The sequence below is a fragment of the Paraciimarium castrense LEGE 11436 genome (genome assembly GCF_056633055.1).
Genome location: NZ_JBSJOW010000001.1, coordinates 595254 through 621604, shown reverse-complemented (window position 1 = coordinate 621604; position 26351 = coordinate 595254). Strand labels below are relative to the sequence as shown.

Sequence of the window (26351 nt, the reverse complement as noted above, 5' to 3'; positions counted from 1 at the left end):
CTGATTGCCCTGGCTGCCTCGCTGGGATTGATGGCCTTCATCGTCAAGAAACTCGAAAAGGCCTGAGCTTCAGCGCCTCCATGCTCAGCAGGCCTCGAGGCGTTCGGCCTGCTCCCGCAGGCGCTGCAGCCGGCTGAGCAGGGATTCGGTGCTGAGCCGGCTGTTGAGTCGCTCCGCCAGCAGGGGGAAGGCCAGGGGCCCGGGCCGCGGCGTGCGCTGCAGCAGCAGCCGGCAGCCCATCAGCCGCCGCAGCGCCGCCGCGATGCGGGGCAGCTCCAGCTGCTGCTGCAGCACCTCGGCATGGGCCTGGGCAAGCAGCAGGTTGCCGGGTTCATGGCGCTGGAACACATCGAACAGCAGGGCGGCGCTGATCTGCAGCTGGCCGCCACTGCGGCCCTGGCCCGGATAGCCGTTCAGCACCAGGCCGCTGATCTGGGCAATGGCCCGGAAGCGCCGCCGGCTCAGCTCCGACACGTTCAGGGCCTGCTCCAGATGGGCCTCGAGGTCGCCCTCGTCCAGCAGCTCGTCGGCGTGCTGCTCGAACAGCTCCTCGAAGCGATAGCCGCGGGGTGCCAGCAGCTCGAAGCCGTAGTCGTTCACCGACACGGTGATCGTGCTGGGGGCATGGCGGGCCAGGCGCCAGGCCCACAGAAAGCCGATGCCCTCATGCACGAAGCGCCCCTCGAAGGGGTAGGCGTAGAGATGGCGGCCCTCGCGGCTGCTGCAGAACTCCACCAGGAACTGGTCCTGGCGCGGCAGGGCGGAGAGGTCGGCCTGGCGGCGCAGCAGCGGTTCGAGGGCCTTCAGCTCAGGGGTGTCGAGGGGTGGCGCCTGGGGATCCTCAAGAGCGCAGGCCGCCCGGTGCACCTCCTGGCGCAGGTGGTGGCTGAGCAGGTCGGAGAGGGCCATCTGGCCGCCGGCCCAGGCCGGCACCGCCTGGCTCTTGCGCGTGGTGGCTTTCACCTGGGCCGTCATCTCCCGCAGCCGCACGAACTCCAGCTGCCGCCCGGCGAAGAAGAACACATCGCCGGGCTTGAGGCGCCCGATGAAGCTCTCCTCCACATGGCCGAGCACGGCCCCGCGCACCACCCGCACGGTCACGGCGCGGTCTGCCGTGATCGTGCCGATGTTGAGCCGGTGCAGCCGGGCGATGGCGGGCTCGCTCACCACCAGCCGCAGGCTCTTACCCGCCCCTTGGCGCTCGAGCTTGCGGAAGCGGGGGTAGGCGCCGAGGCAGTCGCCCCCCTGCTCCAGGAAGCGCAGACACCAGGTCCAGCTGGCCTCACTCAGGTGGCGGTAGTTCCAGGCGCTGCGCACCGCAGCCAGCTCCCGCTCGGGGTGGAAGCCAGGGCCGCAGGCCAGGCTGGTGAGGTGCTGCAGCAGCACATCGAGCGGGGCCTGCGGAGCCCGCCGCTCCTCCACCAGACCCTCGGCGAGGCCCCGCCGCATGGCGCTCACCTCCAGCAGCTCCAGGGCGTGGGTGGGCATGAACAGCACCTGGGAGGTGCCGCCGGGCTTGTGGGCACTGCGACCGGCCCGCTGCAGCAGCCGGGCCAGGTTCTTGGCACTGCCGATCTGCACCACCCGCTCCACAGGCTGGAAGTCCACCCCCAGATCCAGCGAACTGGTGCACACCACCCAGCTGAGCTGGCCGGCCTTGACGCCGGCTTCGATCGCCTCCCGCTCGGCGCGGTCGATGGCGCTGTGGTGCAGGGCCAGGGCCCCCTCCATCTCGGGGCAGGCGAAGCGCAGGCACTGGTACCAGCGCTCGGCCTGGTTGCGGGTGTTGGTGAACAGCAGGGTGGGGGTGGCTGGATCCAGGCCCGCCACCAGCTCCTCATGCATGCGCAGCCCCAGGTGGCCGGCCCAGGGGAAGCCATCGATCTGATCGGGCAACAGGCTGCGGATGGCCGTGCCGCGACGCAGCCTGGCGCTGATCAGCAGCGGCTCCTGGTGCGTCACCCCCACCGCCGCCCGGGCGGCATCCTCGAGGTTGCCCATGGTGGCGCTGATCGCCCAGGTGCGCAGCTGCGGGCGGCGCTGCCGCAGCCAGCTGAGGCAGAGCTCACTCTGGCTGCCTCGTTTGCTCCCCATCAGTTCGTGCCACTCATCGAGCACCACCGCCTGGAGCTGGCCGAACAGCGCCTCGGTGTGGGCACTGGCCAACAGCAACGCCAGGGACTCCGGCGTGGTGATCAGGATCTCCGGCGGCCGCCTGATCTGGCGGGTGCGCTCACTGCTGGGCGTGTCGCCATTGCGGATCGCCAGCCTCAGGGGCCAGCCCATGGCGGTGATCGGGGCCTGGATCGCCAGGGCCAGGTCGCGGCTGAGGGCCCGCAGGGGGGTGAGATAGAGCAGGCGCAGGCCTGGGGCACCCCCCGCCTGGAGGTCGGCCAGCATGGCGGCGATCGGGCCCATCACGGCGGCGTAGGTCTTGCCGGAGCCGGTGGGCACCTGGATCAGGCCGCTGCGGCCCTGCAGGTAGGCGCGCCAGCACTGGCGCTGGAAAGGCATCGGCCGCCAGCCCTGCTGCTTGAACCAGGCTTCGATCGGCGCCAGCTGCGCCGCCATGGAGGGGCTCACCGCGGCGACGTGCTCAGGTGGCCAGCACCGTGACCACAACGGCGGCCACCGCCAGGATCACGGCAGCCAGCACCAGCCCGGCCGCCACGTTGCCCTTGCGGATTTCGGCCCGGTAGTCGATCGGGGCGAGCCGGTCGAACAGCACCGTGCCGGCGTAGATGAGCAGCACCCCCACCACGGTCCATCCCACGGTGAACAGCAACTGCAGCAGGGGGCGGGTCATGGGCGGGATCGGTGAACGGCTCGTCGCCACCCGTAGGCTACCGACGGCTGCCATGACAGGCCCTGCAGCGCGAAGCCCCATCCTTGGTGCGCTGGCCCCTGCTGGCCGCCCTATTGCCCTTGCTGCCGCTGGCGGTGCTGCTGGTGTCCCTGGTGACGCCCCGCCAGCGCCAGCTGCTGATTCTCGATGCCGCTACCCCGGTACTCAGCGAGCCCTTCCGGTTGCAGGGTGGCTGGCTTGGCAGTCCCCGCCTGCAATTGCACATGGACCTGCCAGCCAACAGTTCGGTGGGCCTGGACGTTGACCTGCTCACGGCCGGCGGCGAACCGGTGCTGCAGCTGAGCAAGGAGGGGTGGCGGGAGCGCGGCAGCTGGCAGGAGGATGGCGAGAGCGGAACCTACGACGAGGGCGATGCCGGCCTTGAGCTGGCCCTGCGCCTGCCGGCCAGTGGGATGTACCGGCTGCAATTGGTGCGCCAGCAGCTGCTCGGCGCCGCCGGCCAGCCGCTGCTGGAGCCCCTGCGGCTGCGCCTCAGCGTGCAGAACCACAGCGTGGATCGTGGCCTGCTGCTGATCACCGCGCTCTGCGCGGCCGTGCTGGTGCGATTGCTGTGGGGGGCCGTCTACGGCGACTGCCGGCTGCGCCGCCGCCAGCGCAGCGATGAGGCGACGCTGGGGATGCGGCTCGACCTCGGGGCCGACGGCCTGCTGCGACTGGTGGTGCAGGCCCGCTACGAGGAGCCCGATCGGTTGCCCCTGCCGCCCCATCGAACCCCTGCCCTGGGGAGCCAGGCCCCCCCGGCCAATGTGGAGCTGGAGCTGCGCCTGAGCGATGCCTGGGGACGGCCGCTGCTGCAGGAGAGCCGCTCGGTGCGGCTGCACCACTGGAGCGGCTCGGAGGAGGAGTGGTGGAGCCTGCAGAGCACCTGCCATCTGAAGCTGGCCCAGCCCGGCAGCGTGCGCATCCAGGTCGTCGTGCCGCCCCAGCTGGCGGCGGGCACCCTGGAGCTGGAGTGGTTGGAGTTGCTGGTGGAGGATGGCGTCGTGACGCCCTGGCTGGTGGCGGCCCGGCCCGTTGGCCCAGCCGGGCCCTCCCCCGGCAGCTCCGCCCAGGAGGGCAGTGAATGGAACGTCAGCTGATCCTCGGACTGTTGCTTCTGGCGGTGCTGCTCGGCACCGGTCTGGCGATCACGCGCCCCATGCTGTACCGACTCGGTGAGGAGGGTGCCAGCCGGGCCAGCCGCTCCAGCGGGGTGGTGCTGCGGGGTGACTACCGCTCCGGCCGCTGGCAGCGCCAGGGGCCGCGCCGGGCCTGGGGCGGTTTCCAGGGACGGGGGCCCGGCGGTGCCAAGTGAGCGCCATCGTTCAGCCGTGCTGAGCGCGGCGCCGCTGCAGCCCCGGCAGGTGCGCCTGTTGCTGGTCACGGCGGCGGTGTCCTCGGCGGTGGGGCTGGTGCTGCAGCTGCTGCTGGTCACCCAGGCCAGCTACCTGGCCGGCGATGCCGCCCTGGCCACGGGGGTGGTGGTGGGCACCTTCCTGGCGGCGATGGGGCTGGGGGCCTGGCTCAGCCAGTTCGTGGCGGCCGGATCCCAGGCCCAGGGGGCCCAGTCCCGGGGCAGTGAGGACCGCTCGGCCCTGCTGCGCGCGTTTGTGCTGGTGGAGCTGGGGCTGAGTCCGCTCTGCCTGCTGGGGCCGCTGGGGCTGTTCGCCCTGTTCGCCGCCGATGGGCCCCTGTGGCTCGGCCTGGTGCTGCTCACCCTGGCCGTGGGTCTGCTCGGCGGCATGGAGCTGCCCCTGCTCACCCGCATGCTGGAGGGACAGGAGCAGCTGCGCACCGCCCTGGCCCGCGTGCTCGCCCTTGACTACCTGGGCGCCCTGCTGGGCTCGCTGGCCTTCCCGCTGCTGCTGCTGCCCTGGCTCGGGCTGCTGCCCACCGCGGCCCTGCTGGCGGTGGTGCCCCTGCTGTGCAGCGCCGCCCTCTGCTGGGCTTTTCCCGTGCTGGGCCGCTGGCGCGCCCCCGTGAGTGCCTCCGTGCCCCTGGCGGCTGCAGCGGCCCTGCTGGTGGCGCCCCTCGGCGATCGGGTGGAGGACAGGCTCTACGACGATCCGGTGATCGGCCGCTTCCAGAGCCGCTACCAGCGCATCGTGCTCACCCGCCGCCGCGACGATCTGCGCCTCTATCTGGACGGCAATCTCCAGTTCTCCAGCCTGGATGAATACCGCTACCACGAGGCCCTGGTGCACCCCGCCATGGCCCTGCACGGGCGGCCGCAGCGAGTGCTGCTGCTGGGCGCCGGCGACGGCCTGGCGTTGCGGGAGATCCTGCGCTGGCCGGAAGTCCAGCGGGTGGATCTGGTGGAGCTGGACCCGGCGATGCTGCAGCTGGCCCGCCGCCACCCCTTTCTGCTGGGTCTGAACCGCTCCAGCCTCGGCGATCCGCGGGTGCATCTGCACGTGGGCGACGCCCTTGCCCTGGTGCCCAGCCTGCCTGGCGGCTACGACGTGATCATCGCCGACTTCCCCGATCCGGCCACCGCTCCCCTGGCCCGGCTCTACAGCGTGGGCTTCTACGGCCGCCTGCTGGGGCAGCTGCAGCCGGGTGGCCTGATCGTCACCCAGGCCTCCACCCCGTTCTTCACCCCGAAGGTGCTGGCGTCGATCCAGGCCACCTTTGAGGCCCTGAAGCTCACCACCAAGCCCTACAGCGTCACGGTGCCGAGCTTCGGGCCCTGGGGCTTCGTGCTGGCCCACCGGCCGGGCCGCAGCCTGGCAAGCCCCTCGCTGCCGTTTGAGGGGCGCTGGCTGGACACCACCCAGCTCACCCAGCTGTTCGCGCTGCCCAGGGATCTCAGGCCTCCCGAGGGGGAGCAGGTGCAGCCCAACCGGCTGGTGCGGCCGGTGCTGGTGGACTACCAGCGCCAGAGCCGCTGGCGGGCCGATTGAGCCGATCGGCCGTCTGGCTGGACCGGTGGCCCAGCGCGAATAAGGTTCGGAGCTGATGCCTGGTGGCCACCATGGCCGTGCTGCTGTTGCTGGTGCTCGTGGCGGCGGCGGCCGTCCTGCTGGCCGTGCAGCGCAGCCGGCGTCTGCAGTTGGTGCGGCAGCGGCGGATCGCGCTGCGGGAGCGCACCCTCTTCGATCTGCAGCAGGGCGACATCGTGCAGGCGGAGGCCCGCGACTGGGTGGTGGAAGACCGCCTCCTCTACGACGATGAGGGCTTCCAGTGGCTGGAGTATCTGCTGCGGGATGGCGAGGAGATCCGCTGGCTGGTGGTGTGCGAGGACGACTGGCTGGAGGTGAGCTGGCTGGAGGCGGTGTCCTGGCTGCCGCCCCTGCCACCGCCCCGACAGCTGGACTGGCAGGGTCGTCCCTACACCCTGCGGGAGCAGGGCCAGGCCGACCTCACCAGCAGCCTGCGCACGCTCAACAAGCGGCCTGGCCGCTGCCGCTATGCCGATTACGTCGCTCCGGAGGGCTATGTGCTCTGCCTGGAGCTCTGGGGCAGCGGCGATGACCAGGAGGTGGAGGTGACGGCGGGCCGGCGCATCGAGCCCACCAGCCTCAGCCTGCTGCCGGGCGATGGCCGCTCGGTGTACCGCTGAGTTCCGGGTGGGTCAGCAGGGCCCGGGCCGTGGCCAGGCTGTCGGCCTCGGCGGCGGGTTTGTCCTGGCGCCAGCGACTGATGCGCGGGAAGCGCACGGCGATGCCGCTCTTGTGGCGCCGCGAGGGCTGCAGACCCTCGAAGGCCAGCTCGAACACCTGCAGCGGCTGCACTGCCCGCACCGGTCCGAAGCGCTCCAGGGTGTGGCTGCGGATCCAGCGATCGAGGCTGGCGATCTCGGCGGCATCGAGGCCGGAGTAGGCCTTGGCGAAGCTCACCAGCCGCCGCTGCTCCACTGCGGCAGCCGCGGGCCCCACAGCAGCGGGCTCGGGGTCGTCCCAGAGGGCGAAGGTGTAATCGGTGAACAGATTGGCGCGGCGGCCGCTGCCGGCCTGGGCGTAGAGCAGCACGGCATCGAGGCGGTAGGGCTCGAGCTTGTGCTTCCACCAGCTGCCGCGGCGGCGGCCGGAGCGGTAGGGGGAGTCGCGGGCCTTGAGCATCAGCCCCTCGGCGCCGGCGGCCCTGGCCTGCTGCCGCAACGGCTCCAGCTGCTCCCAGCGCTGCAGGGCCAGCTGGGGGGAGAGGCGCAGGTGCCCGGCTGCGGCAGCGTGCGCCGCTGCCCGGTGCTGCTGGATCAGCTGCTCCAGGGCGGCGCGGCGCTGGCTGAGCGGTTGCTGGCGCAGGTCCTGGCCCCCCTGTTCCAGCAGGTCGTAGGCCTGGAACACGGCGGGGCAGGCGGCCAGGAGCGCTCGGCCCGGGGCCTTGCGGCCCAGGCGCCGCTGCAGGGCCGCAAAGGCTTCCGGCTGCTGCGCCTCCGCCTGCCACACCAGGATCTCGCCATCGAGCACGGTGCCCTGGGGCAGGCTGTCCGCCAGGGCGACCAGTTCGGGGAAGGCGGGGTTGATCAGCTCCTCGCCGCGGCTCCAGAGCAGGCTGTTGTCGCCCCGGCGGATCAGCTGGCCGCGGATGCCGTCCCACTTCCACTCCGCCAGCCAGGCGCCGGCGCCGCCGGGCAGGGGGTGCTGCTGGGGGTCCGGCGGCAGCTCCAGGGGTGAGGCCAGAAAGAAGGGATAGGGACGGCTGCTGCGGTGCTCGTCGCCCCGGTCGGGGGCGAGCAAGGCTGTCCAGGCCTCGGCGCTGGGCGAGAAGCCACCCATCAGCCTGTGGGCCAGCAGGGAGGTCTTCAGGCCGCTGTGGCTGGCCAGGGCGCGCAGCACCAGGCCCTGGCCCACGCCGATGCGAAAGCCGCCCGTGAGCAGCTTGTTCACCACCAGCAGCTCATCGGGCTCCAGCCCCTGCCAGAGGGCCTGCACCGCCTCGGCCTGGGCCTCGCCCTCGAGGGCCGCCAGGGCCGGCAGGCGCTGCTCCATCCACTCCTGCAGGGAGGCTTGGGGGGTGCCGCCCCGGGGGTGACCCTCCAGGCAGGGCTGCCGGCGCCAGAGCAGGGCGATCGTCTCGGCCGAATCACCCACCTGGGCGTGGCAGTCGTCGAACAGCCACTCCGGCAGGCTCGAGGCCTCCAGGCAGATCTGGCGCAGGCGGCGGCCGCTGATCAGCCGCCGCCGCTGCTTGCCCAGCAGGCAGTGCAGCGCCCAGGCGGCATCGGCCTTCGGGGCGGCGGCGAACCAGACCCGCAGGGCCTCCACCTTGGCCAGGGTTCCGGGGCAGCCATCGAGCTGCTCGATCAGCGCGGTGAACTGACGCATCGGCGCCCCCGTTCATTGGCCATTGAGCGACCAGTCGTAGTTGAGGGTGGTGAGGTTGTAGTCACCCTTGCGCAGGTAGGCCTGCTCGGCGGGGCTGACGTAGCCGCTGATGAAGTGCAGCACGGGCCGCTGTTTGGTGTGGCGGCCGTAGCCGCTGTCGGTGCTGTAGGAGGCGTTCCAGTCTTCCGCGAACCACTGGAAGATGGCCGAGATCGCCACCGTGCCGGTGCCCTGATCGATCACCAGCCCCTGGGGACTGCCCAGCCACAGCCGCACCTGGTCGTCGAGCTGCTCATCGAGCCTGGAGCCCACGTAGGGCTCGCGCCGCAGGGGTGGACAGCTGATCGCGGCACACACCAGGCCCGCGTGGATGCGGGGCTCGTTGTAGTCCTTGCGCATGATGCCGTGCTCCAGGTGATCGAGGGTCATCGCCTCGCCGGCCACCTGGTGGCGGTTGAGCTTCCACACCCCGAGGATGTCGCGGATGCTGGATTTCAGCGGCTTCTGCTCAATGATCGATTCCAGGGTGAGGGCGTTGTAGGCATTGAGCAGGAAAGCGATCTGCTCGGGTTCGTCCCAGGCTTGGAAGCTGGCGGGGGTCACGGCAGCCAGTTCGGCCACGTAGGCCTCCAGATCGCCGGGATCCTTCTGCAGGGCGGTGTAGTTGACGAGGCCGCTGGTGTCGACGAAGCGCTCCAGCACCACCGCGTAGCGGGCGTGGTCCAGGGGGGGCGTCAGGGCCGTGCTGGATGTGGCCGAGCTGCCGCCTCCCTGGCTTGCCGGGGACTGCCAGGGCAGGGCCAGGGGACCGCAGCCCGCCACCAGCACCAGGCTCAGGGCCAGGGCCAGGCGGCCGGGCAGGGGCAGTTTCAGGAGGGTGCGGGGTTGGATGGGGGAGGCCATGGGGTGATCAGGGATGGAAGGGAACAGAAGGGACCTTTCAGGCCCGCTTGGGGGGCGCGGCAGGGTCCCCGCGGCAGCGCAGCCCCATCTCCAGGGCCAGGCCGATCAGCCAGGGTCCCCACAACAGCCAGCGCTCCGGCTCGCTGAGGTTCCAGTCGGGCAGCCGCGAGGGCAGCACGAAATAGACAAACCCCGAGAGGCTCAGCAGCCGTGCCCCCCAGGCCCGGGTGGGCACCGCAAAGGGCATCAGCCAGGTGAGATACCAGCCGTGCACGATCGGTGAGAGCAGCAGCAGGGCCATCAGGTAGCGGCGGCAGAACACCCCGAAGGCGGAATTGGTGAGGATCAGCGCCAGGGCCACGGCCGCCAGGGCCCCCAGAAACAGGCTGTTGTGGGCCCGGGACCAGCCCCAAAGCTGCCCCACCAGGTGGGGCACCAGTTCGGCGCTGCGGCCCTGGCGCACGAAGTTGGAGCCCACGGGAATCAGCGGGCAGCCGCTGGTGCCGCAGAACGGCAGCGAGGCGAGTGCCATCGGCAGCACCCCCAGCAGCGCCGTCGCAGCCGCCAGCCCCCAGCCCCGCTCTCGGATTGCCCGCCACAACAGCAGGCCCAGCATCGGCAGGGAGACCCATTTGATCGCCACGCTCAGGCCCACCAGCAGGGCTGCGATCAGCAGGCGGGTGGGGGTCTGGGCGGGGTCCTGGCTGGAGGGCGTGGCGGTGGAGTGGGGCTCGATCAGCAGCCAGGCGCCCACCAGGGGCAGCAGGAACCAGCTCTCGAAATGGCCGCCGCCGGCGATGCTCACCAGCACCAGCGGGTTCCAGGCGTAGAGCAGGCTGGGCAATCGGCCGAAGCGGCGGGCCAGCAGGCCACACAGGGCCAGATCGGCCGCCACGAAGGCGAGCTTGAACGGGAGCACCGCCGGGCCCAGCTCCGCCGGTGACAGTGCCGCCAGCAGCCGGAACAGCAGCTGGGTGAGGGGCGGGTAGATCGCCGTGACGTCTGGATGGTTGATCTGGCCCCACCAGGAGGTGCGCAGCGGCTCCAGCAGGGCCGCGTCCGGGGCCAGCAGGAACGGATTGAAGCCGAACCGCTGGATCTGGCCTTCCCAGAGGTAGCGCCAGATGTCATCGCTGGGCTCCATGGGCAGCAGCAGCAGCCGGGTGAGCACGGCCACGCCCCAGAAGGCCGCGGCGCCCACCCAGCGCAGCCGCCAGGAGAGGGCGAAGCCGGCGCCGAGCACCGCCGCGGCCCGCCAGAAGCCCGGCATCACCTGAGGATCGTGCAACAGACCCTGGGGCGCCATCAGCGCCGCGCCGAGCACCAGCAGCAGACAGCTGCCCGGCAACGCCCAGCCCGCCATCAGGCGCCCCTCCTGGCCGGCTGCAGCGGGCGCAGCAGCTTGCGCAGGTAGAGGCCACCCAGGGTGGTGAGGATGCCGACGCCGGCCCCGACGCTGCCGGCCACCGTGCCGGAGATCTTGGACTGCCCGCCCGCGCGGCGGCGTGGCTCAACGGGCTGTTCCTGGATCCGCAGGCCCGCCTCCACGGCCTTCACCTGCATCTCGATCGTCCAGCCGAAGCCGCGGTCGTGCATCCGCAGCGCCAGCAGCGCCTCGCGGCGGATCAGGCGCAGCGGACCGAGGTCGGCGAAGCGGTGCCCCCAGCCGAGCCGGATCAGCCGGGTGGCCAGACCATTGCCGAAGCGCTGCGCCGGCGTCAGCAGCCGCTGCCCGGCCGGGCTGGCCATGCGGTTGCCCAGGATCAGATCGGCCCCCGCCATCAGCGCGGCCCAATGGTCCAGAACGCCCAGGTCGTCACTGCCGTCTCCGTCGCAGAACAGGATCCAGCCGATCGGCTCCGGCAGGTCGAGCAGCCCCCGCCAGCAGGCCCGCCCGTAGCCCGGCACCGGTTCGTTCAGCACCTCAGCACCGCAGTGGCGGGCGATGGCGGCACTGGCGTCGCTGCTGCCGTTGTCCACCACACGGATCCGGCCCACGCCCTGGCGCTGCAGGCCCTCGATCACCGCGGCGATCGTGGCCGCCTCGTTGCGCACGGGAATGATCGCCAGCACGGCATCGAGGGGCGTGGCAGGACGGGCTGTGGTCATCCGCGTTCGCCCCTCAGGTAGGCCGCTGTGATCGGGTGTGCGGGCGCGCTGAACAGCTGCTCGGCGGGCCCCTGCTCCACGATCGTGCCGCGGCCCTCCGCCGTCCAGAACACGATCAGGTCGTCGGCCAGCCGCCGGGCCTGGGCCAGGTTATGGGTCACGATCACCTGGGTGCAGCGCCCCCGCAGGCCGGCGATCAGGTCTTCCACCACGCCACTGGCCACGGGATCGAGGGCGCTGCACGGCTCATCCAGCAGCAGCAGCTCCGGCTGCAGGGCCAGGGCCCGGGCCAGGCAGAGCCGCTGCTGCTGCCCGCCTGAGAGTTTGAGGGCCGAGTCATCGAGCCTCGAGCGCACCTCGGGCCAGAGACCCACCTCCTGCAGCACGCTCTCGATCACGGCGTTCCGGCGGCGGCGGTCGTGCAGGCCGTGGTGGGCCAGGGGCACGCTGAGGTTGCGGCGGATGGAGAAGGGGAACGGGTTGGGCCGCTGGGCGATCCAGCCCACCCGCCGGCGCAGGCCCACCAGGTCGGCCTGGGGGCCGGTGATCTCCACCCCGTCGAGGCGGATCGAGCCACTCACCCGGCAGCCGGCGCTGAGGTCGCTGAGCCGGTTGAGGCAGCTGAGAAAGGTGCTCTTGCCGCAGCCGGAAGGCCCCACGATCGCGGTGATGGCGCCGCGCCGGATCGGCACGCAGAGGCCGTCGAGCACACAGCTGTGGTGGTAGCTGACGCTGAGGTTGGTCACCTGCAGCAGCACCGGGCCGGGGGAGCTGGTCATCGGCCCGCGGTGCTCCCCTGCCAGCGGGTCGCCAGCAGCATCGTGAGGCCGTTGCAGAGCAGCAGCAGGGCCACGAGCACCACGGCTGTCGCACAGGCCCTGGCTTCTCCGCCGGGCACGTTCATGGCCAGGTCGTAGATGTGCACTGAAAGCGCCCGGCCCGAATCGAGCAGCGAGCTGGGCATGCGGTCCACGTAGCCGCTGGTGAACAGCAGCGCCGCCGTTTCCGCCAGGGCCCGCCCGAGGCCGAGCACCAGCCCCACCGCCAGGCCCTGGGCGGCGCTGGGCAGGATCACCAGCCGCAGGGTGCTGCCCCAGGAGAGGCCCAGGGCCGCAGCGGCCTGGCGGTAGTCGTGGGGCACGGCCCGCAGCCCCTGCTCGCAGCTGCGGATCAGCACGGGCAGCACCATGCAGGCCAGGGTGAGCCCCCCGGAGAGAATCGAGAAGCCCAGCCCCAGCCAGAGGCTGAACATCGCGTTGCCGAACAGGCCGAACACGATCGAGGGCACACCGGCCAGCACGTCCAGCGAGCCCCGCACCGCCCGGGCGAAGCGGTTGCGGCCGCGGCTCACTTCCGCCAGCAGCACGGCTGTGCCCAGCCCGATCGGCAGGCTGGCCGCCAGGCACACCAGCAGGATCAACAGCGTCGCCACGATCACCGGGGCAATGCCCCCGGCCCGGCCCGCATCGCGGGGGGCCTCCAGCAGAAAGCCGAGGCTGAGTTCAGGCAGCCCCTGGTGCAGCAGGTCGGCCAGCACCCAGGCGAACAGGGCGCTGACGGCCACAGCCACCGCACCACACAGAGCAGCCACCAGCCGCTCAGCCATGGGCCCGCCCTCCGGCCAGGCTCGTCGCAGCCAGCCCCTCGGCCACGGCCACCAGAGCTGCCACCAGCACCAGCAACACCAGCCCCCCCACGAACAGGGCCGAGCGGTGCAGGTCCAGGGCATAGCCCAGTTCCAGGGCGATGTTGGCCGTGAGGGTGCGCACCGGAGCGAACAGGCTGCCCGGCAGCTGCACCACGTTGCCGCTGACCATCAGCACCGCCATGGTTTCGCCGATGGCGCGGGCGCTGCCGAGCAGCACCGCTGAGGCGAGGCCGGGGGCGGCCGCGGGCAGCAGCACCCGGCGCAGGCTGGCCCAGGGACTGAGACCCAGGGCCGCGGCGGCCTGCCGGTAACTCGCCGGCAGCTCCGCCAGGGCCGACTCCATCAGCAGGCTGACGGTGGGCAGGATCATCAGGGCCAGGATCAGGATCCCCGCCAGCAGGCTCTGGCCCGGCGGCTGCCAGCGGGCGATCCGGGGCGTCAGTTCCACCAGCCCCCAGAAGCCGAACACCACCGAGGGAATGCCCGCCAGCAGCTGCACCAGACGCCGGTACACCCCGCTCCAGCGGGGTGGCCCATAGCTGTGGCAGAACAGGGCGGAGCCCAGCGCCACCGGGGTGGCCAGCAGCACGGCACCGGCACTGCTGGCCGCCGTGGCGAGCAGCATCGGCGCCAGACCGAAGTGGCCCTCCGTGGCGCCGACTGTCGGGTGCCAGCTGGGATCACCGAGCCAGCGGAGCGGGCCGAGGGCCCCCAGGGCCGGCAGGGCCTCCCCCAGCAGAAAGGCCAGGATCCAGACCACGATCGAGCAGGCCAGCACGGCCGTCAGGCGCAGGCTCCAGAGCAGCAGCCGGTCGGCGGCGCTGGTCATCGGGCCGGCGCCACCACGGCTTCCCGGGCCAGCAGGTCATCGTTGGCCGGGGCGGTGGCAAAGCGCAGGAAGTCCCTGGCCAGGGGATTGGAGTGATCGGGTTTGCTCACCAGGTTGAGCGGCCGGGCCAGGGGGAAACGCCGCTGGGCCACGTTGGTGAGGGTGGGGGCCACGCCGGCCATCGGCAGCAGCCGGATCGCCAGGCCCCGCTGGGCTTCCAGGGTCGCCGCCCCGATCGACACGTAGGCGATGGCGCCGGGATCGCCCGCCACCGTGCGCAGCCCCTGCTGGTTATCGCCGATCACCACGCTGGCCCGGATGGCCTGGTTGTCGAGTTGGAAGTGGTCGAGGAACACCTCCAGGGTGGAGCGCCCCTCGGCCTTGGTCACCACCGTGATCGGCGCGGGGCTGCCGCCCAGCTCCGACCAGGTGGCGATGCGGCCCGTGAAGATGCCCCGGATCTGCTCATCGCTCAGGGTCTGCACCGGGTTGCTGCTGTTCACGATCACGGCGACGCCGTCCAGGGCGATGGTGGTGGCCTGGAGGTCGGCCTCGCTGCTGTTCAAGGCCCGCGACACCATGCCGATGTCGGCGCTGCCCCGGCGCAGGTCCGCCAGGCCGCGGGAGGACCCGCCGGTCTGCACGTCGATGCGCACGCCGGGATGGCTGGCCTCGAAGCGGCGGGCGATCTGCCCGGCCAGGGGAGCCACGCTGCTGGAGCCCGTGAGGGTGAGCCGTGGCGGTGAGGCAGCCGAGGAGCAGCCCACCAGCAGCCCGGCCATGGCAGCTGTTGCGGCCAGGATCCCTCTGGGGGCCAGGGCGCTGCTGGCGGTTGGAGCGTGCACTGGCACGGCTGGTGTCGACGGGGGCTCTGGAAGTACTGGCGACGGCGGCGATCGGATGCGGCCTGGTCTGCCGCGGGGAGGAGGTTCCTAGGGTTCGGCCGTTGTGACACAGGCAGGGCTCAGGGATGGGTGGGCGCTCGGCCGAGCTGATCGACACCCTCTCGGTGCCCCTGGCTGAGCTGTGGGCAGGCCTGCCCCAGCGGCGGCTGCGCGCGGAGGTGATGGATCAGCCGGAGCTCGATCCGGCGGTGCACCGCGATGCCCTGCGCGGTCTGGCCCGCATCAACACCCTCACCCGCAGTGCGGCCTGCTTTGCACCGGCCCTGCGCCAGCTGGCCCTGCGCAGGCCCGGCCAGCGGCTGCGGCTGCTGGATGTGGCCTGCGGCAGCGGCGACAGCCTGCGCGCCCTGGGCCGCCTCGGCCGGCGCCTGGGCCTCGATCTGGAGCTGCATGGCTGCGACCTCAGTGCCGAGGCCATGGCCATGGCTGGCGATCTGGCGCTTGCCGAGGGGGTGGAGGCCCACTTCTTCCAGGCCGATGCCCTGGGCGAGCCGCTGCCCGGCGGCTATCAGCTGGTGGTCTGCTCTCTGTTTCTGCATCACCTCAGCAGCGCCCAGGCCCAGACCCTGTTGCGTCACATGGCAGCCGCCACCGACGATCAGCTGCTGCTGCACGACCTGCTGCGCACCCGCCTCGATCTGCTGCTCACCTGGGCCGGCACCCGGCTGTTGAGCCGTTCGCCGGTGGTGCATGTGGATGGGCCCCTCTCGGTGGGCGGCGCCTTCCGGCTCGACGAGGTGGCGGCCCTGGCCGCCGCCGCCGGCCTGGAGGGGGCCCAGCTGCGGCGGTTCTGGCCGGAGCGGTTCCTGCTCTCCTGGCGCCGGGGATCGGGCGAGGCCGGCTCTGCCGCGGCTCCGGCTGGATGAGGCTGCCGTGATCTGGGACGTGGTGGTGGTGGGCGGCGGGCCGGCGGGGGCGGCGGCGGCCCTGGGCCTGGCCCGCCAGGGGGCGCGGGTGCTGGTGGTGGAGCAGCGCCAGTTTCCCCGCTGGAAAGTGTGTGGCGCCTGCCTCAGCCCCCAGGCCCTGGCTGTTCTGCAGGCCATGGGTTTGGACCACATCGCCGCGGCCGGTGTGCCCCTGGAGCAGCTCCAGCTGGGGGTGGCCGGCCGCAGCCTGCCCCTGCCGCTGCGCCAGGGGCGTGCCCTGTCGCGCCACCACATGGATCAGGCCCTGCTGCAGGCCGCCGCTGACGCAGGGGCGGCGGTGCGCTTCGGCAGCCGGGCTGAGCTGGGGCCGGTGCAGCCCGGCTGGCGGGAGCTGGTGCTGCACCGGCGCGGCGGGAAGGAGCGCCTGCGGGCTGCCGTGGTGCTGCTGGCGGCGGGCCTCACCCACCGGGGCCCCCGGCAGGAGCCGGCCCTGCACACCCGGATTGCCCCCGGCAGCCGGGTGGGGGCGGGCTGCGTGCTGGAAGGCGATGCCGCCGGCCCGCCGGAGGCTTATCCCTCTGGGGTGATCCACATGGCGGTGGGCCGGGGCGGCTATGTGGGGGCGGTGCGGGTGGAGACCGGCGCCCTCAACCTGGCCTGCGCCTTCGATCCCGCCGCCCTTCGCCGCGCCGGTGGGCCGGCGCCCCTGGCCGCGGCGATCCTGGCCGAAGCGGGCTTCCCCCCCCTGGTCGAACAGCCCGCTGAACAGTCCTGGCAGCTCACCGCGCCCCTGACGCGCCGCACCCGGCCCCTGGCCGGCCATCGCCTGCTCCTGCTCGGGGATGCCGCCGGCTATGTGGAGCCCTTCACGGGCGAGGGCATGGGCTGGGCGCTCACCGCGGCGCTGGCCTGCCTGCCCCTGGTGCGGCGGGGGTTGGTGGAGTGGGACCCGGCCCTCGCGGATGACTGGCACCAGCAGCACCGCCACTGGGTGGCGCGCCGGCAGACGGTCTGCCGCGGCCTGGCCCTGCTGCTGCGCCATCCCACGGCCACCGCGGCGCTGCAGCGCACCGCCGCCCTGCTGCCTTTCGCGGCGGGGCCGCTGCTGCAGCGGGTGCAGCACACCGCTCTGCCGCCGCTGATCTCCACCCCAGCGGCGCCTTCCCCCCTGGAGGCGGCGCCGTGGCGATGACCCTGCTCGGCCTCGGCACGGCGGTGCCGGAGCTGCGGCTCAGCCAGGCCGAGGCCCTGGCCCGCGCCCCCCAGATGCGCGGGGCCAGCCCACGCCAGCAGCGGCTGCTGCGCCGCATCTACGAGCGCTGCGGGGTGGAGAACCGCCACTGCATCACCCCCGATGACGACCCCAACCCCAGCACCGCCGTGCGCATGCGGCGCTATGGCCCCGCGGCCCTGGAGCTGGGACTGCAGGCCAGCCGCGCGGCCCTGGCCGAGGCCGGGGTGGCGGGCACCGCCATCACCCATCTGGTCACGGTGTCGTGCACGGGCTTTGCGGCGCCGGGCTTTGACCTGGCTCTGCTGGCCGGTCTGCCCCTGGCGGCGGACGTGGCCCGCACCCATGTGGGCTTCATGGGCTGCCACGGCGCCCTCAATGGTCTGCGGGTGGCGCGGGCCTTCGTGGAGGCCGATCCCCGGGCCTGCGTGCTGCTCTGCGCTGTGGAGCTGTGCAGCCTGCACCTGCAGGAGGGCTGGAATCCCGACCACATCGTGGCCAACGCCCTGTTCGCCGACGGCGCCGCCGCCGTGGTGGCCGTGGCGGGGCAGGGCAGTCCAGGCAGGGAGGCGCCCAGGCAGGGAGGCCTGCAGTTGCTGGCCAGTGGCTCCACCGTGATTCCGCACACGGCCGGGGCGATGGCCTGGCTCATCGAGGACCACGGCTTCTCCATGGCGCTCTCGGCGCGGGTGCCGGCAGTGATCCAGGCGCAGCTGCGGCCCTGGCTGGATGGCTGGCTGGCCGGGCTGGGCCTCAGCCTCGAGGCGATTCGCCACTGGGCCGTGCATCCCGGCGGCCCCCGCATCCTCACGGCGGTGCTGCAGAGCGCCGAGCTCGATGATGAGCGCCTGGCCGTGTCGCGGGCGGTGCTGCGCCGGTTCGGCAACATGTCGTCCGCCACCCTGCTGTTCATCCTGCAGCGGTTGCGGCAGGGACAGGGCCCCGGCCCAGGCCCCTGCCTGGCCCTGGGATTCGGTCCGGGGCTCACCGTGGAAGCAGCCCTGTTCGGGGTCGATGGCGCCACACTGGCCCGTGACCCCACACCCCCAGAGGCCCTCCGGGAGGCCGTCGACTGCGATGAGCAACTCTGAGCGGCTGCAGCTCCTCTCCCTGCTGCAGGAGGGCCCCCGGGGCAGCGCCCACCGCCGTGATGGCGAGGTGCGGCCGTTGATCACGGCCCTGGAGGCCTCCTCGCCGGCCGATCTCCAGAGCGATGCAGCCCGGCAGCAGTTGGAGGGGGTGTGGGAGCTGCGCTGGAGCAGCAGCTCCCAGCCCTACCTCAAGGCCTCCCCCTGGCTGCAGAACCTGCAACTGCTGGCCCCCTCCCAGGGGAGGGCCATGAACCTGTTGCTGCCGGCGGGGCCCCTGGCCCCGCTCGGGGGGATCGCGGTGGAGGCGCGCATCGCCATCAGCTCGGCCCAGCGGGTGGAGGTGCGTTTCCAGCGGGGCGGCTGGCTGGGGCCCGCCGTGGGCCAGACCCGGCTGCAGCTGCTGCGCCGGGTGACGCCTGGCTTCCCGGCCTGGCTCGACATCACGGTGCTCGACGATCAGCTGCGCCTCTGCCGCGGCAATGCGGGCACCCTGTTTGCGCTGCTGCGCCGCGGAGACCTCAGCCTAGAGGCCCTGCTGCCGGCTGCCGCAGCCGTTGCAGCGTCCCCATCCCCTGGGTGTTGAGGTTGTCGATGCGCACCGTGGTGGGCTGGCCATCCGCCCCCAGGCTGAACGTGACGGCGCTGGGCCCGGTGTTGTTCTCGCCGATGGGTTCATAGGAGAACCGATGCTGCCCCAGGGAGGTGAGGGGCCGGCTGAGGCGATCGGGTCCCAGGAGCAGCTGCAGGCCATTCCCGGCCGGCACCACCTCCACCGTGCCGACGTAGGCATTGCGATAGGTGCCTGTGTAGCGCTCCAGGGGCAGGGCCGGTGCCGCGGGCGGTGCCCCGACCACCGGATAGGTGGAGGCGAGCAGTTCGGCGAACACCTCGGCCAGCACCGGGAGGTAGTCCATGCGCACCTCCCCGGTCTGCACCAGGTCGAGGAAGGCGGCGCTGATCGATTCCGGCACGCCGATCGGCGAGCCATTGGTGAGCACGGCGATCCCCAGCCCCTCGGCCGGCAGCAGGGTGACCGCCGTGGCGGCTCCGAGGTTGAAGGCGCCGCTGTGGCTGAGCCTGACCGCATTCGTCCGGTCGCGGCCCACGTTCCAGCCCAGGCCGTAGAGCTGGGCCTGATCCCTGGTGGGGTCGGCGGGGGCGGTGCTGATCATCTGGGGCCGGTGGGTTTCGGCCAGCGCTGAGCTGGCCTCGGCGCTGAGCTGCTTCTTCATCCAGGCGGCCAGGTCGCGCACCGTGGAACTGACGCCCCCGGCCGGCGACTGGGCATCCGACTGGCGACCGGGGCTCAGCGTCCAGGTGCCGTTGCTGAGCTTGTGGAGGTCGGCGCGGTTGCGGTGGCCGATGAAGTCGGCATGCAGGGAGCTGGTGCGGGTCATGCCGAGGGGCCCGAACAGCTGCTCCCGGGTGAGCTCGTGCCAGGGACGTCCCGTGGCGCGAGCTGTCGCTTCGGCGGCGGCGGTGAAGCCGAAGTTGGTGTAGGCGTAATCAGCGCGAAAGCGGTTGCCCGTGTCCAGCAGCCCCAGGCGCGCCAGCACCGTGGCTCGATCGAAGCCGATGTCCTCGAGCTCATCGCCGGCATGGTCGGGCAGGCCACTGCGATGGGAGAGCAGATCCCGCAGGGTCACCTTCGCCCCGATCGCCCGGCCGCCGATCACCGTTTCGGGCAGGTGCTGCATCACCGGGGTGTCCCAGCTGATCCCCCCCTGGCTCACCACCGCGGCGATGGCGCTGCTGGTGATCGGTTTCGACACCGAGGCGAGCTGGAACACCGTGTCGGCATCCACCGGCTCGGTGCTGCCCAGGCGACGGCTGCCGAAGCCTTGCAGAAACACGGTGGCGTCACCGTGAACCACCACGGCGGCGATCCCAGGCACCCCGGTGCGCTGCATGGCCGTGGTGATCAGGTCGGGCAGCTGCTCCAGGGCCCGATCGAGCTGGGCTGTGGTCAGCCCTGCCGATGGCGTGGATGCCAGTGAGGCAGCCGGAGCAGCCGCCAGGGATGGTCCGCCGATCGCTAGCCCCAGCAGCCCAGGCATCCCCAGCAGCCCAGGCATCCCCAGCAGCCCAGGCAGCACCCATGCCGCCAGCGACCGTGAGGATGAAAAGCGTCTGTTACTTCTGGCCCGGAGCTGGAGGATCAAATGCTGGCCCGTTAGGGGATTGGCCCCGGGTCTAGGCCGGTTCAGCCCCGCCGGCAATCTGCGTTTCCGCCCGGCGCTTCTGCCGGAGCCAGGCCTTCCGCTTGCGGAAGAGGGGCGAAAGGCGCCATGGCCCCATGGGGTAGAACCCTTGCGGTGCGGCCCCATGGTCCGATGGCTCCCCAGACCCCCGCGATGGCTTGATGACAGCAGCCCCCAGCGCCCCGGCGCAGACGCCCCCCAAGGCCGGCCGGATCTTCAATTACATCGGCCGCAACAACATCCGTGGCGATTTCTACGGAGGGCTCACCGCCGCCGTGATCGCCCTGCCGATGGCCCTGGCCTTTGGCGTGGCCTCCGGGGCGGGCGCGGCGGCGGGACTGTGGTCGGCAGCGATCATCGGCCTGGTCACGGCCCTGTTCGGGGGCACGCCTGCCCTGATCTCGGAGCCCACCGGCCCGATGACGGTGGTGTTCACCGCCGTGCTGGCCACCCTCACCACCCGGGCGAACAGTCCGGCTGAGGCCCTGGCCATCGCCTTCACCGTGGTGATGCTCTCGGGGGTGTTCCAGATCCTCTACGGCGTGTTTCGGCTCGGGAAGTACATCACCCAGATGCCGTACACGGTGATCTCCGGGTTCATGAGCGGCATCGGCACGATTCTGATCGTGCTCCAGATCGGGCCGCTGCTCGGCCAGGAGCCGCCCCTGGGCGGAGTGATGGGCACCCTGCGCAATCTTCCCCAGCTGCTGCAGGGCATCCAGCCGATGGAAACGCTGCTGGCGCTGCTCACCCTGCTGGTGCTGTGGTTCACGCCCGAGCGGATCAAACGGCTGATCCCCGCCCAGCTGTTCGCCCTGATCGTGGGCACGATCCTCTCCCTGGTGGCCTTCCGCGGCGTGGAGTTGCGCCGCATCGGCGAGATCTCCAGCAGCCTGCCCCAGTTCACCCTGCCGGCCCTCTCGGCTGATGTCTGGCAGCTGGTGCTGGTCAATGCGGCCCTGCTGGGCATGCTCGGTTCGATCGACTGCCTGCTCACCTGCCTGGTGTCCGACAGCCTCACCCGCACGGAGCACAAGTCGAACAAGGAGCTGGTGGGTCAGGGAGTGGCCAACATTGCGGCGGGCCTGTTCGGGGCCCTGCCCGGCTCGGGGGCCACCACCGCCACGGTGGTGAACATCCAGGCGGGCGGACGCACGGGGCTTTCAGGGGTGCTGCGGGCCGTGATCCTGGCCGTGCTGATCCTGGCGGGGTCGGGCCTGGCGGCCCAGATCCCCCTGGCCGTCCTGGCCGCGATCGTGTTCAAGGTGGGCATCGACATCGTGGACTGGGGCTTTCTCGCCCGCGTCCCCCAGCTCTCCGGCAAGGGCGCCCTGATCACCTATGTGGTGATCGCCCTCACCCTGCTGGTGGATCTGATGGTGGCCGTGGGGGTGGGCATCTTCATCGCCAACATCCTCACCATCGACAAGATGAGCGCCATGCAGACCCGCGGCGTGCGGCTGGTGAGCACCGGTGACGACGCCGGTGAACTGACGCCGGAGGAACGGCATCTGCTCAATGCGGCCGGGGGGCGGGTGCTGTTGTTCCAGCTCAATGGTTCGATGATCTTCGGGGTGGCGAAGGCGATCAACCGGGAACACAACGCCATCGGCGACTGTGATGCGGTGATCTTCGACCTCAGCGAGGTGGTGCATCTGGGGCTGACCGCTGCCCTGGCGATCGAGAATGCCGTGGAGGAGGCCATCGAAGTGGGCCGCAACGTGTATGTGGTGGGAGCCCGTGGCACCACCCTGCAACGGCTGGAGCAACTCAAGCTCTATGAACAGCTTCCCCACGATCACACTGATCTCGACCGGTTTCAGGCCCTGAACCATGCCGTTTTGGCCCTGACCCGCCAACCGGGATGACGACCAATCCCAGGCAGCGCGCTTAAGCTTCGCCTCCGGCCTTGGGACATCGGCATGGATTCTTCCGGTGACCAACCGATTTCTCCTTCAGCCGGCGCCGTTGGTGCAGGGCGTTCAGAGTCCAGTGAATGGGAGGTGCGAGAGCGTGTTGATCGCACGCTGGCCCAGCTTGAGGCACTGCAGGCCCGGGGGAGCGGCAACGACCAGCAGATCGACGCGCTGCTGGAGCAGGCCCTGAAACGCATCAGTGCCCTGCTGGCCCTGATGAGGCAGTCGCTCGTTGGGCTCGAGGGAGTGTCTGACGATGAACGCTCCCTGGCCGTGTCGAGCCTCGACGGAGCCGAAGCGCTGATCTCCCTGGCTGGCAGCTCCAGAGACGGCTCAGTGCCAAGGCCGGACGATCCTGGTGCTCGGCTTCAGTATGGACTCAGTGGCCTTGATCTGCTCCAGAGCGGCTGGCGGCAGCTGCTGGTGTCCAGCACCTCGCCGAGGTCGTGGCAGCCCGGAATGCTGCCGGATGAGGTGATTCAGCGGCTGGCGATGGAGTCGCGTCTGCTGCGATCGCTGCAGGCTCAGCGGCATCAGCAGCCTGCCTACCGCGAAGCGCTGCATCAGCTCAGCATCGCCGCGTATCGCTGCCGCTACCTCCTCAAGGGTTGCCGGCAGAGCCTGATGCAGGAGCTGCTGTTGTTGGCCATGCAGCTGGAAGACATTGCCAAGGGTTTGAAAACCGATTCAGGCGATCACATCCAGTTCTGGTCTGGCCGCCTTGATCAGGTGGAGGATCGCCTTGAATGGGTTGGCTTCAAGCAGCGTCGACCATGGTTGCCGGTGCTGAATGTGCAGAAACTGGTCAGGAGGGTCAGAACACTGCAACGCCAGGAGTCCGTTCAAGGAAGGATGCTGGCGGGGCTTGGGGTGTCGTTGACCATCTCCGTGCTATTTCTGCTGGCGACAACCACGGCGACAACTGTGCTTGGAGCCTTGTCTGCGATCAACACGGCGAACAGGCAAGCCGAGCTCATTGGCAATTACCAGGATCTCACCGTGGAGGTGAAGCGACTCTTGGACATCAATAACCAGAACAGAGATATCGATGCCAGCCTCGAAGCCCTCCAGCCTTCGATTGAACTGGCAAAGAAACCTCTTTTGGTGGAACCTGAGCAAGCTGAACAGCCTGCCGCTCAGCAGCCTGGAGTTGAGAACCAGCAGCAAAACATTCGGGTGCTGGAAAATCTCAATAGAGAGCGCAATCTTGTGTTGGGTGAGAAAGCCGAGAAGGACCGTGAGTTCAGCCGAGCAATTTCGCGACTCACTCTGCTGTATGAAGACATCACCACAACTGAGTCTCGGCCACTGCAGCCTGCTGAGCAAGGGCTGCCAGGCAACCCAGCCGAGTCAAATTGGTATGGCGTTTGGATTGACACCCTGGCCGGGCCATTGCAGGATCCCGTTCTGCTGAAGCATTCGCGTCGCCTTGCCATTGCCGCCTTTGCCGGTGCTCTGGGCAGCATCATGAGCATTTTGATTCGGTTGGATCATGTCGATGAACAGAATGTGAGGAACCCCTTTGTTGTTGGTGCACTCAAGCCGGTTATAGGTGCCGTTTTTGGAATTGTCATCTTCATGGTTCTCACCACAAATGTGATTGACTTCATGCCAGCTAACTTCCGCCTCCATGACCACGCGGCCCAGAGCATGGATGCTTCAGCTTCTGGCCCAGCCAGCCTGGCGGCAGGGGTTGATCCGCTGGGCGATCTAGACTCACAGGAGCTTTACAAGATCTTTCTGGTGGCGTTCATTGCTGGATTCAGTGAGCGTCTGGCAGGGGACACCCTCCGATCTGTGGGCAGGAGGTGACTCTCCTTCGCTGGGATGGTTCTGGAGCAGATGGCAACAAGCTCCGCATCGGCTACTGCAGTGCAGGCACGTTGATCCCAACGCACAACGCCATCCCGTGCCAGCACGGCCTCAATCGAGCCAGGTTTGCTCTGGGAGCCCCCGACGTGGAGTCAATCTGACGTCAGGCCTCCAGCAGGTCCTGGAAGCCCCGGCGCACGATCTCTGGGATCAGGGCGCCTGCGGTGCCGCCCTCCTTGAACTGGCTCAGCTCGGAGCCACCACGATGGGTGAGGATCATGGTCGGTGTTCGGTTTGTTGGTTGTGCTCCGAACAGGGTCACAGACTGGCCCACTCATTGCCAAAGCTGAGATCTCAGGGAGGTGAGCGGTCAGCCCCAGCCAAGCAGGTGCTGATCCTACAGATTCACACCACTACCTGGGACGCCGCAACCGCACTGCAGGAACGTATTGCTGGTATAGAAGAAGCATGTGTCATGTTCGAGCTAAACAGGCGATTGTGTCTCACAACACGCCGGAAACGTGTGCCTTGGGCCATCAGAGCTCGGTCCGCACTGATGCGAATTGGCCAACTGGTGGCTGCGGTAGACAGGGATTGGATTGGTTGCTGAGTCGAAAGCCCATACCATGACCCTGTCGGATAATCCAGGCTTATCTGTAGGATTTGCAACTCTTTGTCCATCAAGCGCCCAACCCCATTCAGATGGAATTAATGTCACCCAACCTTTGCTGCTGCCAGTCATGTCTGCCTGTTGAGAGCCCCTAGCCCCTCTGGGGATTCAGCCTTCACGGTCTGGTGCGGTCGTCAGCTCCCATGCGCGATCTGAACCTGACTGGATGGGTTGGAGCGAACCGTCCATGGCCTCATTCCCTTTTTCCGTCAAACCACCACCTTTCACTGAAGAGACACACGGCGGGGTCTTCCTCTGTAGGACTTTCTCAGCCTTTTTCTGGTCAATCAGCATGGCTCAAAAGCTCTGTCTTTGGGCCAGTTGAACGTCTCTGGTCTGCGTGCTCAGAATCAAGCACGAGGAGAACCCCTTGGGTTTATCTTCCCTCCTGAGCTCCCCTCACCCCCGCATGACTGAATATTCAAACGGATGGTGACTTTTCCTGACGTTTTTGCAGCCTCCCCCCCCTGCTGGGCTCCAAAATCACGGAGTGTGGTTCTGCTCCATTCTGTGGCGATGACGGAATCTCCGGTGCCCACCTGGAGATGCTTGAAGACAAGCTCTGGAACCAGGCAATCTGGTTGCAGACTTGTCCGGGATCCTTCCACGACGACCTGATTTCTTAGCGACCTCAATCACTAAACCAACAGAGGATTTGAATTGTCTGACTTTCTTGAGCTTTTCATAAAGCAGATTCAGTCTCCGACCCTAGGCTTCCTGATCGGCGGCATCGTTGTCGCCTCATTCGGTAGCCAGCTGGCAATCCCGGATGCCATTTACAAGTTCATCACCTTCTTCTTGCTTTTGAAGATTGGTTTGAGCGCAGGTATTGCGATTCGCAATTCCAACCTTTCAGAAATTCTTCTGCCAGCCCTTGCCGCTGTGCTGATCGGCATCCTGATTGTACTGATTGCTCAGTACACTCTAGGAAAGATGCCAGGCATCAAATTTACTGATGCCATCGCAACAGGTGGACTTTTTGGCGCTGTGAGTGGTTCCACCCTCGCCGCCGTTCTGCCCCAGCTTGAGTCGGCAGGAATCAAGTACGAGGCCTGGAGCGCTGCCCTTTATCCATTCATGGACATCCCGGCGCTTGTGACGGCGATCGTCGTAGCCAGCGTTTACACAGGTCGTAAATCCGCTGACACGTCCGAAAAAGTCGAAATCTGGCCGATCATCAAAGACAGTCTGCAGAGCTCTGCTGTCACGGCGATGCTGCTTGGTGTTGGTCTTGGCATCTTGACCAGGCCTGAGCGTGTCTATGAAGGATTTTTTGATCCTCTCTTCCGCGGCTTCCTTTCAATCCTCATGATCATCATGGGTATGGAGGCTGCACAGCGTATGAATGAGTTGCGCAAGGTGGCCCAGTGGTTTGCCATCTATGCCTTCATTTCTCCTTTGCTTCATGGTTTCATTGCCTTTGGCGTCGGCCTGATCATTCACAAGATCACTGGCTTCAGTATCGGTGGTGCCGTTGTGCTGGCTGTGATCGCTGCTTCCAGTTCTGATATCTCCGGGCCGCCTACTCTTCGAGCTGGCATTCCCACGGCCAATCCCTCTGCCTACATCGGTGCTTCCACCGCCATCGGAACGCCAGTGGCGATCGCCATCGGCATTCCGCTCTTCATCGGGCTTGCCCAGTACATGCTTGCCCAGTAAGCCTAGATCCTAGGTTGTTTACCATGCTTCCAATCTGAGGTCATTTTCCATGAGCCAGCCAGTCTTTAAGTTGATCATCATCACAGAAGAAATTCTGCTGAAAAAGATCGCCAAGATCATCAAGGCAGAGGGCGCTAGCGGTTACACCATCCTTGCGGCCGCTGGTGAAGGCAGCCGCAATGTGCGATCAACCGGTGAGCCCAGTGTGTCGCATACCTTCTCCAACATTAAATTCGAAGTGTTGACATCCAGCCGTGAAATGGCTGATGCCATCCAGAATAAGGTGGTCGAAAAGTATTTCGATAACTTTTCCTGTATTACCTACATCTCTACGGTTGAGGCTTTGCGAGCGCACAAGTTCTGATCTGATCCTGATCTATTTCATCCCTGCGATGTGCC

General features: G+C 69.0%; 24 protein-coding genes. 12 read left to right on the top strand and 12 right to left on the bottom strand.

Annotation, left to right across the window (positions count from 1 at the left end; translation table 11 throughout):
* Positions 1–84: 84 nt before the first annotated feature.
* Positions 85–2571 (bottom strand): ligase-associated DNA damage response DEXH box helicase, encoded by a 2487-nt coding sequence (locus tag ACWJIO_RS03330; RefSeq protein ID WP_480311526.1) that lies wholly within the window; start codon positions 2569–2571, stop codon positions 85–87.
* Between the two features lie 25 nt (positions 2572–2596).
* Entirely contained in the window at positions 2597–2806 is a 210-nt protein-coding gene (locus tag ACWJIO_RS03325; protein WP_480311363.1) for a DUF350 domain-containing protein, read from the bottom strand.
* A gap of 83 nt (positions 2807–2889) precedes the next feature.
* Between ACWJIO_RS03325 and ACWJIO_RS03320 the strand changes: the two genes are divergently transcribed.
* The 4 genes from ACWJIO_RS03320 to ACWJIO_RS03305 all read left to right on the top strand — a co-directional run bounded on the left by ACWJIO_RS03320 (position 2890) and on the right by ACWJIO_RS03305 (position 6407).
* Positions 2890–3945 carry a hypothetical protein gene (locus ACWJIO_RS03320; RefSeq protein WP_480311361.1) on the top strand — a complete coding sequence of 352 codons (1056 nt, stop codon included), beginning with the start codon at positions 2890–2892 and terminating at the stop codon, positions 3943–3945.
* Positions 3930–4160, top strand: coding sequence for a hypothetical protein (locus ACWJIO_RS03315; protein ID WP_480311360.1), 231 nt, complete (start codon positions 3930–3932; stop codon positions 4158–4160). Before ACWJIO_RS03320 ends, ACWJIO_RS03315 begins: the two co-directional genes overlap by 16 nt.
* A 16-nt stretch (positions 4161–4176) precedes the next feature.
* On the top strand, positions 4177–5748 hold the full coding sequence (locus ACWJIO_RS03310) for a polyamine aminopropyltransferase (RefSeq protein ID WP_480311359.1): 1572 nt from the start codon (positions 4177–4179) through the stop codon (positions 5746–5748).
* Positions 5749–5819: 71 nt separating this feature from the next.
* Positions 5820–6407 carry a DUF4178 domain-containing protein gene (locus ACWJIO_RS03305; RefSeq protein ID WP_480311357.1) on the top strand — a complete coding sequence of 196 codons (588 nt, stop codon included), beginning with the start codon at positions 5820–5822 and terminating at the stop codon, positions 6405–6407.
* On the opposite strand, the gene ACWJIO_RS03300 is transcribed toward ACWJIO_RS03305, so the two are convergent.
* From ACWJIO_RS03300 to ACWJIO_RS03265, 8 genes are read right to left on the bottom strand one after another with little or no spacing between them, the layout of a single operon-like run.
* Positions 6367–8112, bottom strand: coding sequence for an ATP-dependent DNA ligase (locus tag ACWJIO_RS03300; RefSeq protein ID WP_480311356.1), 1746 nt, complete (start codon positions 8110–8112; stop codon positions 6367–6369). The genes ACWJIO_RS03305 and ACWJIO_RS03300 overlap by 41 nt on opposite strands.
* A gap of 12 nt (positions 8113–8124) precedes the next feature.
* Complete coding sequence (locus tag ACWJIO_RS03295; RefSeq protein ID WP_480311354.1) at positions 8125–9015, bottom strand: DUF547 domain-containing protein; 891 nt, start codon at positions 9013–9015, stop codon at positions 8125–8127.
* Between the two features lie 37 nt (positions 9016–9052).
* On the bottom strand, positions 9053–10378 hold the full coding sequence (locus ACWJIO_RS03290) for a hypothetical protein (protein WP_480311353.1): 1326 nt from the start codon (positions 10376–10378) through the stop codon (positions 9053–9055).
* Positions 10378–11124 carry a glycosyltransferase family 2 protein gene (locus ACWJIO_RS03285; protein WP_480311352.1) on the bottom strand — a complete coding sequence of 249 codons (747 nt, stop codon included), beginning with the start codon at positions 11122–11124 and terminating at the stop codon, positions 10378–10380. Before ACWJIO_RS03285 ends, ACWJIO_RS03290 begins: the two co-directional genes overlap by 1 nt.
* Positions 11121–11903, bottom strand: coding sequence for a phosphate ABC transporter ATP-binding protein (locus tag ACWJIO_RS03280; protein ID WP_480311350.1), 783 nt, complete (start codon positions 11901–11903; stop codon positions 11121–11123). The genes ACWJIO_RS03285 and ACWJIO_RS03280 overlap by 4 nt, the downstream gene beginning before the upstream one ends.
* A complete protein-coding gene (gene pstA, locus ACWJIO_RS03275; RefSeq protein ID WP_193815370.1) occupies positions 11900–12730 on the bottom strand; it encodes a phosphate ABC transporter permease PstA in 831 nt (276 codons plus the stop codon). The genes ACWJIO_RS03280 and pstA overlap by 4 nt, the downstream gene beginning before the upstream one ends.
* Positions 12723–13601: a phosphate ABC transporter permease subunit PstC gene (pstC, locus tag ACWJIO_RS03270; RefSeq protein ID WP_480311349.1), complete on the bottom strand. Its 879-nt coding sequence runs from the start codon at positions 13599–13601 to the stop codon at positions 12723–12725. The genes pstA and pstC overlap by 8 nt, the downstream gene beginning before the upstream one ends.
* On the bottom strand, positions 13598–14383 hold the full coding sequence (locus ACWJIO_RS03265) for a phosphate ABC transporter substrate-binding protein (RefSeq protein WP_480311348.1): 786 nt from the start codon (positions 14381–14383) through the stop codon (positions 13598–13600). The genes pstC and ACWJIO_RS03265 overlap by 4 nt, the downstream gene beginning before the upstream one ends.
* Before the next feature lie 188 nt (positions 14384–14571).
* Between ACWJIO_RS03265 and ACWJIO_RS03260 the strand changes: the two genes are divergently transcribed.
* From ACWJIO_RS03260 to ACWJIO_RS03245, 4 genes are read left to right on the top strand one after another with little or no spacing between them, the layout of a single operon-like run.
* Positions 14572–15372 carry a methyltransferase domain-containing protein gene (locus ACWJIO_RS03260; protein WP_480311347.1) on the top strand — a complete coding sequence of 267 codons (801 nt, stop codon included), beginning with the start codon at positions 14572–14574 and terminating at the stop codon, positions 15370–15372.
* Positions 15373–15379: 7 nt separating this feature from the next.
* The gene (locus tag ACWJIO_RS03255) at positions 15380–16564 is read left to right on the top strand and encodes an NAD(P)/FAD-dependent oxidoreductase (protein WP_480311346.1); all 1185 of its coding nucleotides are present in this window, start codon (positions 15380–15382) and stop codon (positions 16562–16564) included.
* On the top strand, positions 16555–17694 hold the full coding sequence (locus ACWJIO_RS03250; protein WP_480311345.1) for a type III polyketide synthase: 1140 nt from the start codon (positions 16555–16557) through the stop codon (positions 17692–17694). The genes ACWJIO_RS03255 and ACWJIO_RS03250 overlap by 10 nt, the downstream gene beginning before the upstream one ends.
* The gene (locus ACWJIO_RS03245; RefSeq protein ID WP_480311343.1) at positions 17681–18277 is read left to right on the top strand and encodes a PAP/fibrillin family protein; all 597 of its coding nucleotides are present in this window, start codon (positions 17681–17683) and stop codon (positions 18275–18277) included. The genes ACWJIO_RS03250 and ACWJIO_RS03245 overlap by 14 nt, the downstream gene beginning before the upstream one ends.
* Here the strand turns inward: ACWJIO_RS03245 and ACWJIO_RS03240 are convergent.
* Positions 18213–19769 carry a serine hydrolase gene (locus ACWJIO_RS03240; protein ID WP_480311342.1) on the bottom strand — a complete coding sequence of 519 codons (1557 nt, stop codon included), beginning with the start codon at positions 19767–19769 and terminating at the stop codon, positions 18213–18215. The genes ACWJIO_RS03245 and ACWJIO_RS03240 overlap by 65 nt on opposite strands.
* Positions 19770–20056: 287 nt before the next feature.
* Here ACWJIO_RS03240 and ACWJIO_RS03235 point away from each other — a divergent pair, with 287 nt between their 5' ends.
* A complete protein-coding gene (locus ACWJIO_RS03235; protein ID WP_480311341.1) occupies positions 20057–21763 on the top strand; it encodes a SulP family inorganic anion transporter in 1707 nt (568 codons plus the stop codon).
* Between the two features lie 54 nt (positions 21764–21817).
* On the top strand, positions 21818–23623 hold the full coding sequence (locus tag ACWJIO_RS03230; RefSeq protein WP_480311340.1) for a hypothetical protein: 1806 nt from the start codon (positions 21818–21820) through the stop codon (positions 23621–23623).
* Between the two features lie 778 nt (positions 23624–24401).
* On the opposite strand, the gene ACWJIO_RS03225 is transcribed toward ACWJIO_RS03230, so the two are convergent.
* Positions 24402–24587, bottom strand: a complete 186-nt coding sequence (locus ACWJIO_RS03225; protein WP_480311339.1) for a hypothetical protein — start codon at positions 24585–24587, stop codon at positions 24402–24404.
* Between the two features lie 366 nt (positions 24588–24953).
* On the opposite strand from ACWJIO_RS03225, the gene ACWJIO_RS03220 reads away from it, so the two are divergent.
* Entirely contained in the window at positions 24954–25952 is a 999-nt protein-coding gene (locus ACWJIO_RS03220) for a sodium-dependent bicarbonate transport family permease (protein WP_193913328.1), read from the top strand.
* A gap of 49 nt (positions 25953–26001) precedes the next feature.
* Positions 26002–26316 (top strand): P-II family nitrogen regulator, encoded by a 315-nt coding sequence (locus ACWJIO_RS03215; RefSeq protein WP_480311336.1) that lies wholly within the window; start codon positions 26002–26004, stop codon positions 26314–26316.
* The last annotated feature ends 35 nt before the right edge of the window (positions 26317–26351 follow it).